Origin of the sequence: Microcoleus sp. AT3-A2 (genome assembly GCF_036705685.1) — a bacterium.
In the GTDB taxonomy this organism is placed as follows: domain Bacteria; phylum Cyanobacteriota; class Cyanobacteriia; order Cyanobacteriales; family Microcoleaceae; genus Microcoleus.
This window is the reverse complement of the sequence record NZ_JAUBVF010000024.1, coordinates 24,656-39,993: the sequence shown is the minus strand read 5'-3', so window position 1 is coordinate 39,993 and position 15,338 is coordinate 24,656. Positions and strand designations below refer to the sequence as shown.

General features: G+C 46.2%; 16 protein-coding genes and 1 tRNA gene. 10 read left to right on the top strand and 7 right to left on the bottom strand.

Features of this window, described 5'->3' with window-relative positions; all coding sequences use genetic code 11:
• Positions 1-6: 6 nt before the first annotated feature.
• Together gcvP and gcvH are read right to left on the bottom strand one after the other, a co-directional pair.
• On the bottom strand, positions 7-2,952 hold the full coding sequence (gene gcvP, locus QUB37_RS15480) for an aminomethyl-transferring glycine dehydrogenase (protein WP_333163399.1): 2,946 nt from the start codon (positions 2,950-2,952) through the stop codon (positions 7-9).
• 300 nt (positions 2,953-3,252) lie between these two features.
• Positions 3,253-3,642, bottom strand: a complete 390-nt coding sequence (gcvH, locus tag QUB37_RS15475) for a glycine cleavage system protein GcvH (RefSeq protein WP_333163397.1) — start codon at positions 3,640-3,642, stop codon at positions 3,253-3,255.
• A gap of 59 nt (positions 3,643-3,701) precedes the next feature.
• Between gcvH and QUB37_RS15470 the strand changes: the two genes are divergently transcribed.
• Positions 3,702-4,544 carry an alpha/beta hydrolase gene (locus QUB37_RS15470; RefSeq protein ID WP_333163395.1) on the top strand — a complete coding sequence of 281 codons (843 nt, stop codon included), beginning with the start codon at positions 3,702-3,704 and terminating at the stop codon, positions 4,542-4,544.
• Between the two features lie 100 nt (positions 4,545-4,644).
• Here the strand turns inward: QUB37_RS15470 and gcvT are convergent, their stop codons facing one another.
• Entirely contained in the window at positions 4,645-5,796 is a 1,152-nt protein-coding gene (gene gcvT, locus QUB37_RS15465; protein WP_333163393.1) for a glycine cleavage system aminomethyltransferase GcvT, read from the bottom strand.
• Here gcvT and QUB37_RS15460 point away from each other — a divergent pair.
• Positions 5,784-5,909 carry a hypothetical protein gene (locus QUB37_RS15460; RefSeq protein WP_333163391.1) on the top strand — a complete coding sequence of 42 codons (126 nt, stop codon included), beginning with the start codon at positions 5,784-5,786 and terminating at the stop codon, positions 5,907-5,909. The genes gcvT and QUB37_RS15460 overlap by 13 nt on opposite strands.
• A 77-nt stretch (positions 5,910-5,986) precedes the next feature.
• On the opposite strand, the gene QUB37_RS15455 is transcribed toward QUB37_RS15460, so the two are convergent.
• A tRNA-Ala gene (locus tag QUB37_RS15455) sits at positions 5,987-6,059 on the bottom strand.
• Positions 6,060-6,212: 153 nt separating this feature from the next.
• Positions 6,213-6,416 (bottom strand): hypothetical protein, encoded by a 204-nt coding sequence (locus QUB37_RS15450; RefSeq protein ID WP_333085722.1) that lies wholly within the window; start codon positions 6,414-6,416, stop codon positions 6,213-6,215.
• 431 nt (positions 6,417-6,847) lie between these two features.
• On the opposite strand from QUB37_RS15450, the gene QUB37_RS15445 reads away from it, so the two are divergent.
• Positions 6,848-7,054: a hypothetical protein gene (locus tag QUB37_RS15445; protein WP_333163389.1), complete on the top strand. Its 207-nt coding sequence runs from the start codon at positions 6,848-6,850 to the stop codon at positions 7,052-7,054.
• Between the two features lie 430 nt (positions 7,055-7,484).
• Here QUB37_RS15445 and QUB37_RS15440 read toward each other — a convergent pair whose 3' ends face one another.
• Entirely contained in the window at positions 7,485-7,970 is a 486-nt protein-coding gene (locus QUB37_RS15440; RefSeq protein WP_333163387.1) for a cupin domain-containing protein, read from the bottom strand.
• A gap of 261 nt (positions 7,971-8,231) precedes the next feature.
• Here QUB37_RS15440 and QUB37_RS15435 point away from each other — a divergent pair, with 261 nt between their 5' ends.
• From QUB37_RS15435 to QUB37_RS15425, 3 genes are all read left to right on the top strand, one after another.
• Positions 8,232-9,686 (top strand): folate/biopterin family MFS transporter, encoded by a 1,455-nt coding sequence (locus tag QUB37_RS15435; RefSeq protein WP_333163385.1) that lies wholly within the window; start codon positions 8,232-8,234, stop codon positions 9,684-9,686.
• 126 nt (positions 9,687-9,812) lie between these two features.
• Positions 9,813-11,309: a carotenoid oxygenase family protein gene (locus QUB37_RS15430; protein ID WP_333163383.1), complete on the top strand. Its 1,497-nt coding sequence runs from the start codon at positions 9,813-9,815 to the stop codon at positions 11,307-11,309.
• A gap of 228 nt (positions 11,310-11,537) precedes the next feature.
• The gene (locus QUB37_RS15425; protein ID WP_333163381.1) at positions 11,538-12,437 is read left to right on the top strand and encodes a DUF4436 family protein; all 900 of its coding nucleotides are present in this window, start codon (positions 11,538-11,540) and stop codon (positions 12,435-12,437) included.
• Between the two features lie 136 nt (positions 12,438-12,573).
• Here QUB37_RS15425 and QUB37_RS15420 read toward each other — a convergent pair whose 3' ends face one another.
• Positions 12,574-13,452: an SGNH/GDSL hydrolase family protein gene (locus tag QUB37_RS15420; RefSeq protein ID WP_333163379.1), complete on the bottom strand. Its 879-nt coding sequence runs from the start codon at positions 13,450-13,452 to the stop codon at positions 12,574-12,576.
• Between the two features lie 361 nt (positions 13,453-13,813).
• Here QUB37_RS15420 and QUB37_RS15415 point away from each other — a divergent pair, with 361 nt between their 5' ends.
• The 4 genes from QUB37_RS15415 (at position 13,814) to rpsR (ending at position 15,314) form a co-directional block, all read left to right on the top strand.
• Positions 13,814-14,056, top strand: coding sequence for a DUF7219 family protein (locus QUB37_RS15415; RefSeq protein ID WP_333163377.1), 243 nt, complete (start codon positions 13,814-13,816; stop codon positions 14,054-14,056).
• A gap of 113 nt (positions 14,057-14,169) precedes the next feature.
• Positions 14,170-14,703 carry an RDD family protein gene (locus QUB37_RS15410; protein WP_333163375.1) on the top strand — a complete coding sequence of 178 codons (534 nt, stop codon included), beginning with the start codon at positions 14,170-14,172 and terminating at the stop codon, positions 14,701-14,703.
• A 38-nt stretch (positions 14,704-14,741) separates the two neighbouring features.
• Positions 14,742-14,930: a 50S ribosomal protein L33 gene (gene rpmG, locus QUB37_RS15405; protein WP_006631376.1), complete on the top strand. Its 189-nt coding sequence runs from the start codon at positions 14,742-14,744 to the stop codon at positions 14,928-14,930.
• 168 nt (positions 14,931-15,098) lie between these two features.
• On the top strand, positions 15,099-15,314 hold the full coding sequence (rpsR, locus tag QUB37_RS15400; protein ID WP_006631377.1) for a 30S ribosomal protein S18: 216 nt from the start codon (positions 15,099-15,101) through the stop codon (positions 15,312-15,314).
• The last annotated feature ends 24 nt before the right edge of the window (positions 15,315-15,338 follow it).

The window sequence follows — 15,338 nt, the reverse complement described above, 5'->3', positions numbered from 1 at the left end:
TTAGTCTTAAGTGTAAGCCTCCATTGGCAAACAAGAACAGACAAAATTGCGATCGCCAAACGCATTATCTATCCGGCCCACCGCCGGCCAAAACTTATATTCGCGAGTCCAAGGTGCCGGATAAGCCGCTTGCGATCGAGTATAAGGACGATTCCACTCATCAACCATCAGAGATTCTGCGGTGTGCGGCGCATTTTTCAAGACGTTATTTTGCGCGTCAACATTACCTTTCTCAATCTCCGCAATTTCCGCTCGAATCGCAATCATCGCATCGCAAAAACGGTCTAATTCCTGCTTCGATTCGCTTTCGGTAGGTTCCACCATTACCGTACCAGCAACCGGCCAAGAAACCGTCGGCGCGTGATAGCCGTAATCCATCAACCGTTTAGCGATATCTTCGACTTCAATAGCCGCAGATTTTTTGAGTGCTCGCAAATCTAGAATACACTCGTGCGCCACTAAACCGGCTTTCCCTTTGTACAAGACCGGATAATAAGATTGTAACCGTTTTGCCATGTAATTAGCATTAAGAATTGCTACTTTTGTTGCCTCAGTTAAACCCACTCCTCCCATCATCCGAATGTACATCCAAGAAATAGTCAAAATGCTAGCACTTCCCCAAGGCGCTGCGGAAACAGCACCAACTGATATTTGTTGACTGTTGACTGTTGACTGTTGACTGTTAAGAATAGAATGACTGGGCAAAAATTCTACTAAATGAGACATTACCCCAATCGGCCCCATTCCCGGCCCGCCGCCGCCGTGGGGAATACAGAAAGTTTTGTGCAAATTTAAGTGACAAACATCAGCACCAAAATCACCGGGGCGGCACAAACCAACTTGAGCATTCATATTTGCGCCGTCCATATAAACTTGTCCGCCGCAGTTGTGGACAATCTCGCAAATCTCTTTAATTTCTTCCTCAAAAACGCCGTGAGTTGATGGATATGTTACCATCAACGCCGCTAGTTCATTTTTGTGTTTCTCGGCTTTTTTATGTAAATCCGCAACATCAATATTGCCCTGAGAATCGCACTCGACAGCAACTACTTTCATCCCCGCCATCACCGCGCTAGCCGGATTTGTACCGTGGGCGGACTGGGGAATCAAACAGATATTTCGGTGAGATTCGCCTCGGTGTTCGTGGTATTGACGAATAACTAACAAGCCCGCGTATTCGCCTTGGGAACCAGCGTTTGGCTGCAAAGAAATTCCCGCGAAACCGGTGATTTCTGCCAGCCACTGTTCTAGTTGCACGAACATCATTTGATAGCCGCGAGTTTGATCGCGGGGTGCAAAAGGATGTATCTTGCCAAATTCCGCCCAAGTCACCGGCATCATCTCTGCTGTTGCATTCAATTTCATTGTGCAAGAACCCAAGGGAATCATCGATGTATTTAGCGATAAATCCTTGGCTTCTAAACGGTGCAAATAGCGCAAAAGTTCAGTTTCTGAATGGTAGCTGTTGAAAACTGGATGTGCGAGATAGCTGCTGGTGCGATCGCAAAAATCTGGTAAGGTCAAATAGGAACTCAATGCGTCGGCATCCAGCGGAATGTTGAGAGCATTTTGCCCGTCAGCTCTGATATAATCTTTATTCTGTGCAAAAATTTCCCACAACTCTTGCACATCTTCAACGGTAACAGTTTCATCTAAAGTGATTCCCACTGTCGAATCATCAAAAACTCGGAGATTAATTTTGCGAACTTTAGCAGCTTCTAGAAGTTCTGATAGGGGTTTGTCTCCCAATTCTACCCGCAAAGTATCGAAGAAAGGTTGAGAACCAATTTTGTATCCGAAACTTCTTAAACCCGATGCCAAAAGTGCTGTTAAACTCCATACTTTCTCAGCAATGTCTTTCAGTCCAGACGGGCCGTGATAAACAGCATACATACTCGCCATCACTGCCAGCAAAACTTGAGCAGTACAAATATTGCTGGTTGCTTTTTCGCGGCGGATGTGCTGTTCGCGAGTTTGCAAGGCCAAACGTAAAGCAGATTTGCCGTTGGCATCTTTAGAAACGCCGACAATTCTCCCCGGAACTTGCCGTTTAAACTCTTCTCGTGTGGCGAAATAGGCTGCGTGGGGCCCTCCGAATCCCATCGGCACTCCGAAGCGCTGAGTGCTTCCTACCGCTATATCCGCGCCGAATTCGCCGGGGGGTGTGAGCAAGCAAAGGCTCAAAATGTCGGCGGCGACTGTGACTAATGCGCCGACTTCGTGTGCCGATCGAATAAAATCGGTATAGTCGTAAATTGCGCCGTCTGTGGCGGGGTATTGCAGGAGAGCGCCGAAGATTGTACGATCGAACTCAAAGCTTTGATGGTCGCCGACAATTACCTCAATTCCCAAAGGCTTAGCGCGAGTTTGCACCACTTCCACAGTTTGAGGGTGGCAATCTTGAGAAACAAAAAACGCTTTTGCCTTATTTTTGCTGGCGCCGTAACTCACCGCCATCGCTTCCGCCGCCGCAGTCCCTTCATCCAGCAAAGAAGCGTTGGCAATTTCCAAACCCGTGAGGTCAATTATCATGGTTTGGAAGTTCAGTAAAGCTTCCAATCGTCCTTGAGCAATTTCGGCTTGGTAGGGAGTGTAAGCTGTATACCAGCCGGGATTTTCTAGGATATTCCGTTGGATGACCGGGGGAGTTATGCAATCGTGATATCCAGTGCCGATGTACGATCGAAATACCTGATTTTTTGCAGCAATTTCTTTCAATTCTGCCAAAGCGCTGTACTCGCTTTGCGCTGCGGGAAGTTGTAAGGGTTGAGAAATGCGAATCGCCGCTGGAACCGTTTTGTCAATCAACTCATCGAGGCTGGAAATGCCCAAAACATTGAGCATTTGCTGGATTTCGCTGGGTGTCGGGCCAATGTGCCGGCCAGCAAAACCATTGATGCAGGAAAGGTTTTGCTGCTGACTGGGTTCAAGTTGAGGGCTGTAGAGTACCAAGGCGGATTCTCCTGAATAGACTTTTGCTTCTTTGTTTGTAACATTTTGCTAAGAAAACCAGGAAGATTTTCTGCGTCTATCCAAGTCCGACAGGGGTTGAAACCCCTGTCTCATAGCTAAAGTCGTCGGTCGGCGACTGTAGATTAAGCTGCACTTATCGCAACTCCCCCCGCAACAGCTTGGTATTTCAGTCGTCTTTAGACGACTTGTGCTAAAAGCCCCGTGGGTTTCAACCCCTGGCGGATTGTGGAATTATCAACGAACCCTATGCCCTATGCCCCATGCCCTATTCCCTATTCCCTATTCCCCTTCCACCATTTTGCGATACTCCGGGGCCGAGAAAGCGTCATCTGCGTCGCTGGTGTTGTCAACGCGCACTTTCAGCAGCCACCCAGCGCCATAGGGGTCTTCCGCCAAATTTTCGGGAGACTCTATAATGTCATCATTGCGTTCTACGACTGTACCGGTAACTGGCGCTTTCAAGTCTTCAACCGCTTTCACTGACTCGACTGTACCGAAAGCTTCGCCCTTTTCCAACCCTGCACCGACTTCTGGCAAATCTAGAAACACGATATCGCCGAGTTGGTCAACTGCAAAGGCACTAATGCCGATGGTGGCAATTTCGCCTTCGAGTCGGATGTATTCGTGGGTGTCTAGGTATTTCAAGTCATCGGGGTATGTTAGTGCCATGTCTTTTCTCGCAATAAAAAAGTATTAGTTAAATCTTATTCAACTATGAGCCTTTAGTAATGACTAAATGGAACCGAAAAAATATTAAACGCTTGCTTTTTGGAGAATTTTCTGTCAAACGACTGATGCGCTCTATAATTTTTATTTACGCATTTTTATGTTTTTACGGTTTCTTTTTTTCAGAACGGCTAATTTTTCAACCTCCCCCATCTAGTCAGAGTGATAGCAGGGAAGTTATCAAAGTTAGCTCAGCTAATGGCGTGAAAATTTCTACTGTTCATTTTCCTAACCCGCAAGCTAAATATACCATACTTTACAGTCACGGAAATGCGGAAGACTTGGACGGCATTTTGTGGCTACTCAGAGAGATTCGAGATAGCGGGTTTGCTGTGTTTGCCTATGATTATCAAGGTTACGGCACGAGTCAGGGAAAGCCTTCTGAGTATAATACTTATCGTGATATTGAGGCTGCTTACAATTATTTAACGCAACAGTTGGGAGTACCTGCAAACCAAGTTATTCTTTACGGGCGTTCTGTGGGGGGTGGGCCGGCAATTGATTTGGCTTCGCGGCAAAAAGTCGGCGGTTTGGTTGTTGAAAGTGCCTTTGTTTCGGCTTTTCGGGTGTTGACGCGGATTCCGCTTTTACCCTTTGACAAGTTTGTGAATATTGATAAGATTGGCAAAGTTCGATCGCCTGTTTTGGTGATTCATGGTAAGGCTGATGAGGTTGTGCATTTTTGGCATGGAGAGCAGTTGTTTGCCACCGCCAACGAGCCGAAAGTGAATTTTTGGGTTGATGGGGCCGGTCATAATGATTTGATGGATGTGGCGGGCGATCGCTATGCTGCAACTTTGCAAAAATTTGCTAAGCTAGTAGATGAATCTTCTCGACCAAGATGAGCAACGGGCTAGAAGCCCGTTCCACAATAACACATACACTTCACTTTTTTTTCTGTCGTTGTTCCTAGTCGGCCCCTGAATTAAGGCTTGCCTACTTAATTTAAATCGGGCGGTTTGGCGATCGATAAAAGGGTTTTTTCACCACACTAGCCGGATAGTTTTTCCCGCGAATTTCGATTTCTAATTCCTGGCCGATTTTAGCTAATTTTGCCGGAACAACCGCAAGGGCGACTGCACGATTCAATGTAGGCGATAATGTACCGCTAGTAACTTCTCCTACTGTTTCACCTTCAAATATTACCGGATAGCCGTGGCGTGCAATGTGCCGCCCCTGCATTTCTAACCCTACCAACCGCTTTGATACTCCACTCGCTTTCTGCTGTTCCAAAACCTCGCGACCAATAAAATCGCCTTTGGTGTCGAGGTGAACAACCCAACCCAATCCAGCCTCTAAAGGCGTGATATTGTCGTCGATATCTTGACCGTAAAGAGCCATTGCTGCTTCTAAACGCAAGGTATCTCTCGCACCCAAACCGCAGGGTACAACGCCAGCATCTAACAATTTTTGCCATAGTTCTTTTCCTACTTCGGCATCCACCATGATTTCAAACCCATCTTCGCCGGTGTAACCAGTTCTCGCGATAAAACTCGGCTGTCCCAACAGGTTTGTTTCTAAGTGACCAAATGCCTTAATTGGTGCGAGGTTGTCTTCCACAAAAGGCTGGAGATAGTTAACAGCCTCTGGCCCTTGAATAGCAATTAAAACTTTATCTTCGGAGAGGTCTGTAAAACTGAGTTCGCTCAATTCTAAGTGAGTGGTGATCCATGCTTTGTCTGCGATGCGAGTGGCGGCATTGACAATGATTACTGCACGTTCTTCGCTAGTGATAGGGTCTGGTTCTTGGCAGTAGAAAATAATGTCGTCTAAGATGCAGCCTTTGGCATTTAGCAAGACTGTATATTGAGCTTGACCGGGTTGCAAGTGGCTCAAGTCTGAGGGTACTAAGGGTTGAAATTTTTCTATTACTTGTTTCCCTCTCAAACCAAATTTTCCCATGTGGGAAATGTCGAACATTCCTGCTTGCTGGCGTACTGCTTGGTGTTCGCTGCTGATGCCTGCGTACTGCACCGCCATCTCCCACCCGGAAAAGGGCACCATTCGGCCTTTGAGTTCTAATGATAGGTCGTACAGAGGCGTGCGGGCAAGTTGGCTCGGACTCTCTGGATTGCTGGGTTCAGTTGACTTTGCCACAGGTAGCGCTTTGGTTGCGGGTAGACTGTTTTGATTTTACGGGAAAATTGGTTGTCGCGGTGTGTGGCGCGATCGAATTTAACGACACGGCAATGCTGTTTCCCTACGACTAAGTACACGCCGATGAGGAAACGGCAGTGTCGTTTCCCTAGTAAAGATACACGAGTAATTTATCCCTAATCTTGATTTATGGAGAATAGCGGGCTCGAACCGCTGACCCCTACAATGCCATTGTAGTGCTCTACCAACTGAGCTAATTCCCCTTTCTTTTCGCGCTCTCAATCATGCCTTAACTGACCAATATTTGTCAAGCTTTTTGGGGAAATTAGTTTTGAGCCTTCGGCTGGCAAGGCTTTCGGCTTTTTTTTCACAAAACTCTCCTCGCTTCTGGACAATCGTCAATCCCCTACTATGATCTAGTAAGTGTGTTGGGATATTTCGGTTAAATGGCTCAAACAAGACCCCATGAGGAAGTACACGACTAGCAGAGCGGCGGCTGATACCGCAACTAGGGTGCCGGCTAGCATTAGTGAAAATTCCCGTTGCGCGATCGCCTCTTGCATCAAGTGCAAAGACCAGGCAACGAGGGCAACGTCAATTATTAAAATAGGAACCAGCATAAGTTACGATTTGTAACAGCTTACCTATTGTAACAAAACTTTTCGCTCCGTGCAGATAAGCTCACCTGTATTTAACTTTTGCTGTAAAACCCGGAGGGAGCAGCGGAAAGCTAGTGAGAAAAAATGATAGCTTTTGTTGATAATTACAATATGCAAAGTAAATGAGAGCTAGCTCAGCTTTAGAGGTGGCGTTTTTGACTCTTGAGCGAGGGATTAAGAGCGGGATAGCTGCGCTTTACACGCTTTTTTGAGGGGGTAGGGTGCGATCGCTCAAGAGTCAAACCCTTACTTTCATAGCTTTAGCCTTTACCGACTTGTTGTGATTCCAAATTTTCCACTATTTGAGCAATCAGTGGACGATAAATAGTGTTATCTAAGTGTTCCTTGTACCACTCCTTATAATTCCCACTATTACAGCGTATTCCAGGTTTATGAAGTACACCCCAGAAACCGGGTTTCTTGACAGTTCTCGCATCCTTACTGCTTCTGTTCAAAAAACCCGGTTGATCGCGATCTACATCTACATGGAATATGCTGTATTTTTCGTGACGCCAAGCAATTTACGGGATTGTCTGATTGTCAAGCTCGTCATTTACCACGGCTTGATTTCCATTTTAATGCCAGTCTTATTACCTTAAATTGAGTCAAACATCAACTCTATAGTTATCATTCATCTGCCAAGTCGTTTGTGTTTTCAATCTGTTCTTGTAAACGACTGAAATTCACTAAAAACTTACTTTCTACCTTTACTGAAAAGTTAAATTTAGACCCGGATTTGATTTAAAATCATCCTAATCTTCCTTCAATCTTATCTTATGACATCATGTCCGGTCGAGCGACCGCGATTCTTGTAGGGGCCCGTGAGCCAACCATACCTGCCAATAATTGACTATCTCAAAAACCCGCCCCGACGGAGACATTATGGTTAATATATCGGACATGATATGATACTTTAGCTGCTAAAAAACTGTCCTGAGTATTGGTATATCACACCTCATTTTTATGATGAATGCTATACCACAAAGCCTGTTCCGCCGAAGTCCCAAGATTCACTTAACTCATAAAATTTCAACTCTCATAAACCTCGCCATTTTTGCGAGTAAAAATCCAACTATTCCCGTTAGCTTTCGCAATTAGATCGTCATCGGGATATTCGGCACTATCTCCCGGAGTGCGTGAAGCGAAGCTATCCCGAAGGGAATCGCCAATTTCGAGATAAACAACATCTGCATTCGAGCGGTTGACTAAATGATGCCCATCTGAATCCCCCGCCCGAAAACCTGCCGCCATACCCGGTTTCAGCACTTGCTCTCCCGAATTTGTAATCAGAGTAACTTCCCCTTCCAGAACATAGATTAACTCATCTTGCCGGGTGTGCCAATGTCGGAGAGCAGAACAACTTCCCGGCGCAAGTCTCACCAAATTTACCCCAAAATTCTGCAATCCGGCAGCATCGCCCAAGCGTTTTTTAACTCTCCCCGCAACAGCAGATTGGAATTGCTGAGGGTACTTGGAACCCGTAATTTCCGGCACATCTTTAGGGTCAATAATCATATAAAAAAGCTGATAGCAGTTGTGAGTTTTCTCTTCTTTCTCTTGCTTGGCGTCCTACGGTTTATGCGCGGCTTCGCCTAACGCGCCTTCGCGGTTCGTTTTTCTATTTTTTTTATTACAAAACACGCTTAAATTCAAGATAAATACAATTTTATAGCACTTACCAGATCCCCGCCACTCTCGCCTCCCACCTCCGACAGTTCCCCCAACTCATTAAGAATGTGTTATAAATATTGAGATTCATTAAGAAATATTGCTCAAATGCTCGTTTCCCCCTCCGGCGTCAGCAAACTCAAAGAATCTTTAAAAGAAAAAATATTCTTTGGGAATGAGCCAACCCCCGAACTCATAGCCATCTTACTGATTTACTTCGTCCAAGGCATTCTCGGACTCGCCCGCTTAGCCGTCAGCTTCTTTCTTAAAGACGAACTCGGCATGAGTCCGGCAGAAGTCTCGGCAATGCTGGGCGTCGTAGCCCTGCCTTGGATTATCAAACCCGTGTTCGGCTTCATGTCCGACGGCTTGCCGATATTCGGCTACCGCAGACGCCCTTACATCGTCCTCTCCGGGGTACTGGGAACCTTAGCATGGGTGAGCCTCGCAACAATTGTACACACGCCACTTGCCGCTACAGGCGCGATCGCCCTGAGTTCCCTCTCCCTCGCCGTCAGCGACGTAATTGCCGACTCCCTGGTAGTCGAAAGGGCCAGAAAAGAATCCGTTACCGACGCCGGTTCCCTGCAATCCTTGTCTTGGGGCGCTTCAGCCCTCGGCGGACTAATTACCGCCTACCTCAGCGGTTCCCTGCTGCAACACTTCAGCACCCACACAATATTTTTAATCACCGCATCTTTCCCGCTAATTGTATCAGCAACAGCTTGGTTAATTGCCGAAGAAAAAACCAACAAAAGAACGGACTTTGAAACGGTCAAAGACCAATTCAAACAACTGCGGCAAGCTGTTACTCAAAAAACAATTTGGCTGCCCACCGCCTTTCTCTTCCTCTGGCAAGCCACCCCAAGCTCAGACTCCGCCTTCTTCTTTTTCACCACCAACGAATTAGGCTTTCAACCAGAATTTCTCGGCCGAGTGCGCCTCGTTACCAGCATTGCAGCCCTCGCCGGCATCTGGCTATTTCAACGCTTCCTCAAAACAGTTCCATTTCGAGTAATTTTTGGCTGGTCAACCGTCCTTGCGGCTGCTTTGGGCATGACTACTTTATTATTAGTAACTCATGCCAACAGAGCTTTAGGAATTGACGATCAATGGTTCAGCATCGGAGACAGCCTGATCCTGACAGTAATCGGACAAATTGCTTATATGCCGGTGCTCGTACTCTCCGCCAGATTGTGTCCCCCAGGCGTCGAAGCAACTTTATTTGCCGTGTTAATGTCAGTCACCAACTTAGCAGGACTTATTTCCCACGAAGGCGGCGCACTTTTGACCCACTTGCTAGGAATTACGGATCGCAATTTCGATAACCTCTGGCTGCTAATTGTCATCACAAACCTGTCCACACTTCTGCCCCTACCCTTCTTAAATTGGCTGCCCGCCGATAGTACAGAAAGCGCCGATCCAAATTCTCAAAAGTCTCTTCCCGTATTAGAACCAGAAATCGGCAGTTCCAAACCAGGCGGACAGCATTTCATGCCCGAATACTTTCCCGACTTAGTACCGACAGTAAGGTCACAAAGCCGCACCGCAGACAGCAAATAAACGCAGGCACACACGGATTTTGACACGGACGGATGAATTTAAATGTGTTTCCCAATTCTCCGATTTTCCTTCTCTCTGCGCCCTCTGTGTTCTCTGCGGTTAAATCAATAAAAGCTTATTCTACCAATGCCAAACTTACAGATTTCTCAACCTCAAACCGCAGCTCAAAACGTATCATACGATCGCACAGACTGGCAGCGCGGCTACGAATCCCAACCCAACGAATCCGACTACTGGATTGACAACATAGAAGGCGAAATCCCCGCCGGCTTGCAAGGCACATTCTTTCGCAACGGGCCCGGATTGTTGGATGTCAACGGCCAGCGCATCCACCACCCGTTTGACGGCGACGGAATGATTTGTGCGATCGCAATATCCGAAGGCCGCGCCCATTTCCGCAACCGATTCGTCCGCACTGAAGGCTATCTCGCCGAACAAAAAGCCGGAAAAATCCTCCACCGAGGCGTTTTCGGCACACAGAAGCCAGGGGGCCCGCTAGCCAACATCTTTGATGTCAAAATCAAAAACATTGCCAATACCAACATCATTTATTGGGGCGACAAACTGCTAGCACTTTGGGAAGCAGCAGCACCCTACAGACTCGACCCCCGCACCCTAGAAACACTCGGCTTAGATACCCTAGACGGCATTTTACAACCCGGTGAAGCCTTCGCCGCCCACCCCAGAATTGAAAAAGGGAAAAATGGCAAAGGAGACAGATTAGTAAACTTTTCTGTCAAGCCCGGTTTGTCGAGTACCATCACGATTTACGAATTCGACGAAAGCGGCAAACTTTTGCAGCGTCACGCCCATGCAATACCGGGTTTTGCCTTCCTGCACGACATGGTAATTACCCCGAATTACTGCATATTCTTCCAAAATCCCGTCAGCTTCAATCCCCTGCCTTTCTTGTTAGGATTTCGCAGTGCATCCCAGTGCATTCAATTTTCGCCAAACAAGCCAACGCAAGCAATTTTAATTCCCCGCAACGGCACTGACGAGGTGAAGATATTAGAAACCGAACCTTGTTTTGTCTTCCACCACTGCAACGCATGGGAAGAAGGAGACGAAGTTTTTGTAGATTCAGTTTGTTACGAATCATTTCCAACTGTAGAAGGAAACGCCGATTTTCTGGAGGTTGATTTTGACAGCATTCCAGCGGGCGAATTGTGGCGCTTTAAGTTAAATTTGCAAGACAAAACCGTGCAGCATCAAGTTGTTGAAACTCGGTGTTGCGAGTTTCCGACTTTGCATCCCAATAATGTCGGACAACCTTACCGATATCTTTATATCGGTGCTGCTGATGCTCCCACGGGAAATGCTCCTTTGCAAGCTATCCTCAAAATTGATTTTGTGACTGGTGAAAGGCAAATTTGGAGTGCCGCGCCGCGTGGTTTTGCGGGGGAACCGGTGTTTGTTACCCGTCCCGATGCTGTTGCGGAGGATGACGGCTGGCTGCTGGTTTTAATGTATGATGCAGCTAATCATCGATCGACCTTAGTGATTTTAGATGCTCGCGACATCACCAAAGGGCCCCTAGCGCGCTTGCATTTAAAACAGCACATTCCCTACGGTTTGCACGGAAGTTTCACACCAAATGTACTGCTTCCTATCGGTTCGTAGTGACCCGTTGATTCGCCTGGTTCTTGCGCCGCTCGCCACAGCCCGCCGGGGGTTTAAACCCCCGGCTCACAGCGAAAGTCCTCTAAAAGAGGACTAAAACCAACATTTATTATCGATCGAGTTTTTTTAGTCGGTTTCAACCGACTTTAGCTATGAGCCAGGGGTTTAAACCCCTGGCGGATTGCCAGGAGTGCTAACAAATATTCAAGATGTAAAATATCATAATAAATGCAAACTATTAACACATTTAGTTTTAAAAAAATAATTATCTTAATTAGCAGTATCATCGTAAGTTTTGCAATTATCTTATCTATTTACTCTCACAATGCTAACGCCCAAGAGCCTTACAATTTATCTCCAGAAAGCGCGGTCGCGTCCAAAGGTTTGGTTGAGGTAAAAATGACATTAATTGCCGTTGACCCCATTAAAAACGAATTAGAAGCCCGCTTGCAGTTTGAACTCAAAGGTATTTATAAAAAAGGGCCAACTTACCCGGCGCAAGACTTGTTAATGACAGTTAACGGCGCAAATGTACAGGATTCGGAAATTACCTTTAAAGAAGGCAAACCGATGATTGTCCCTGCATTAAAGTTTAACTTAGTCAAAGGAAAAATTAACAATTACCCATTTGATAGGCACATTGCTAAAGTAGCTATTTCGATTGATCCGCTGCCTTCGATTGGTAAAAAGTTTGCTCCATTTGAACTGAATCCCGTGCCGTTGGAATTTAAGTTTAATGCCGATGTTCCTGGTTTCGACATCAGTTATAAGCCGATGGAAGAGAATTCATCTATCTTTATTTATATTGATGTTTCTGCAACTCGCTCAATCCCGGTAAAATTCTTTGCCTTAGTGATTATTGTCATCATGTGGGTGCTGTCAACTATGGCACTTTTGCTAGCATTAAAAGTGATGCAATCTGGGAAGTTGCCGGAAGTGGGAATGCTGAGTTGGACTGCTGTGATGCTGTTTGCTTTTCCCGCTATTCGCAATGCTCAACCGGGGGTGCCGCCGGTGGGAACTGCCAGTGATTTCCTTTCGTTTTTTTGGACGGAAATTATAGTTGTGGTGGCATTAGTTATTATTGGTAGCTGTTGGTTGAAGCGGTATCATCCACCGATTGAATGATTTTAGATTTTAGATTTTAGATTTTAGATTTGAATAATTTAGCCCAGAGATAAATCAGGGGCTTTTACCTTGGATACTTTCAATTAACAGTCAACAGTTAACAGTCAACCGTCAACTGTTAACTAAATTCAAAGATTCAGTTTTTGACTTCTAAATTCTCAATATCCTTTGCGGGTATGCCCAAACCGCGCAAGATAGTAAAAGCTATAATTCGATATCCCGATTGATTTGGGTGCACTCCATCTGCTGCTAACAAATTCAGAGTTTTGCCGGCGTGCTTTTGATACGTGCCGATAACTTCTCGACAAGGCCCATTCAAATCGATAAACAAGCACTGATTCTGCAACGCAATTTCTCGCATCGCTGCAATATAATCTTGCAACCTGCGATTTTCTGGGCCGTCGAGAATCTCGCCGATAGGAGTAGGAGAAAGCAGTACAACTCGAATTCCTGCGACTTTTGCCGCCAGCACCATTTGAGTTATTTTATCCCGATATTCTGCCAGCGGCACTCCCGTGGGCAAGTTGCCTTGCGGATAAAACTGATTTTTTGGGAAGTTGAAGAAAGCGTGCCAAACGTCGTTTACTCCGACATTAATCATCACTAAATCTGGCTTTTGGTCGATCGCATCTTTCTGGAAGCGCGCTTGCATATCAGTCGATTTGTTACCGCCAATCCCGGCGTTGACGATTTCGATTTTGCGATCGGGATAAACGGCATTCAGATAGCGTTGCAGCAGCCAAACGTAACCTCCGGGGTATTTCCCTGCCTCGGTGATGCTGTCGCCCACTATCACAATTTTGCGCTTGCCGGCGAGCAAGTTCTGGATTTCTGGTGCCGGCGTTGCTTGGGATACGGATTCTTTAAACACTGGAATTAAGGAGTGAGGAAGGTTGAAGGCGATAACAGTAGCAATTACAGCAATGGCAAGTCTAATTAAAAATTGCCTCAGCCGGGTTTTGGGACGGGGCGATTCCCTTCGGGATAGCTTCGCTTCACGCGCATTGGGAGACATTACGCAGATTTCTACTAAAACTCTAACTATTTATGTCTGCAATAATATTATCCATTTCAGGGGTTTTTGTCACTTATTTCAATAACTCAGTCCTAGACTAACAAAAACCTGGTTTAGACGCCAAATCCGAAGTTATAAGCCTTAAGGCAGAAACCTGGGTGTTGACCCCGCCTGCGTAATTTGTACAGGTGAAATTACTGAGGTTTTTGTCGCCCTAATCTGTCGGTGTAATTGCCATCACAAAAAAGTTCGCCCAATGTCACATGATTTCTGCTACTTACAGCACAACTTTATCAGGTGTTCGCGGTTTATAATATTATTGATTAGTTCAGGAAACAACTTTTCATGCGAGGTTAAAGCAATGGTAGCAAATTCAAATTTTTTATATCCTCAAAATCGCTATTACGGTGAGGTAAAACCAGAGAATTTGGTATTTAATGCGAATTTACAAGAGTTTTCTCAGCGAGTGGGTTACATCAGTTCCTTGACATCTAACGGTAAAATCTCTGTGGAACAGGCATATACTCAGATCCAAACACTGTGGGAACAGGTGGAAAAGTCGAAAAAGCAGTTGGGAATTGGCGAAAATCCATTTTCAGCTTGAATAATTAGCGGTTGGCTTGGAAGTTGAGTTACACGCCATTGATGCCGATCGATTAGTCCACAGCTTAAGATGAAAAATGAAAAAGTAGCTAGTGGCGATCGACCTTTTTGCCTATGAGTTCCGATTTAGTACCTCTCCTTCCCAAAGTATCCGTCGGCCGCCGCGCCGCGGCCCTCTGCATCGACGGAATCGCAGTTTGGCTGCCCAGTTTGCTTCTGGGTACTAATGCGATCGTCCAAACCATATTTTTTGTCCTGCTGTGGCTGATCATGCGCGTAGCCATTGTCAGGAAAAACCAAGGTCAAAGTCTGGGGCGCTGGGCCTTGGACCTGAAAATTGTCGATCCCAGATTCCAACGGACTCCCGGAGTGCAAAAACTGTGCAAGCGCGAGGCATTGCTGGGCTTTTGCGCCGCCTTAGCCTTCGCAGGTATAGGTGGGCTCACATCTACCAACGCCGCCGTCTTGCTGCTGATGCTGCCCCTGGCGATCGACTGTAGCGTTGCCCTCACCTCCGCCGAAAGGTTTCCCCAAGCTTTCCACGATCGCATCGGCGGGACGATCGTCGTCGGGACCCGCCGTGGCTACTCCCTCGACATCAAAGTTAGAAGATTGCTTGACCAAGTGCAGAGCAATGTGAGAAGATAATAAATTGTGTTTAAATTAGTCGAAATTTATTTAGAATTATGGCTAAAGGCGTCCGCATCATAATTACTCTAGAGTGTACTGAGTGCCGTACAAACGTAAGCAAACGCTCAAAAGGCGTGTCTCGGTACACCACCACCAAGAACCGTCGCAACACGACGGCGCGGCTGGAACTCAAAAAGTTCTGCCCCCATTGCAACAGCCACACTGCCCACAAAGAGATCAAGTAGTGATTAGTCATTAGTCCTTAGTCATCAGTCATCAGTTGTTGGCAATTGATATTGATCGGCGAAAAGCAGATAATTAACCAATGCTTTCCTGACGGCTAGCAACTAACGGCTAATAACTAAAAACTCACAATCAACAGTCAACAAACAACAGTCAACAAACAACAAACCATGACTTACTTTCGCCGGCGCGTTTCGCCCATCAAACCAGGAGACCCGATCGACTACAAAGATGTCGATTTGCTCAAAAAATATGTCACAGAACGCGGTAAAATTTTGCCCCGCCGGATTACCGGTTTGACGGCAAAACAGCAACGAGACCTGACCAGAAGCATCAAAAGAGCAAGAATTGTAGCTTTGATGCCCTTCGTAAACCAAGAAGGTTAACAGGATTTGGGATTTTGGGTTTTA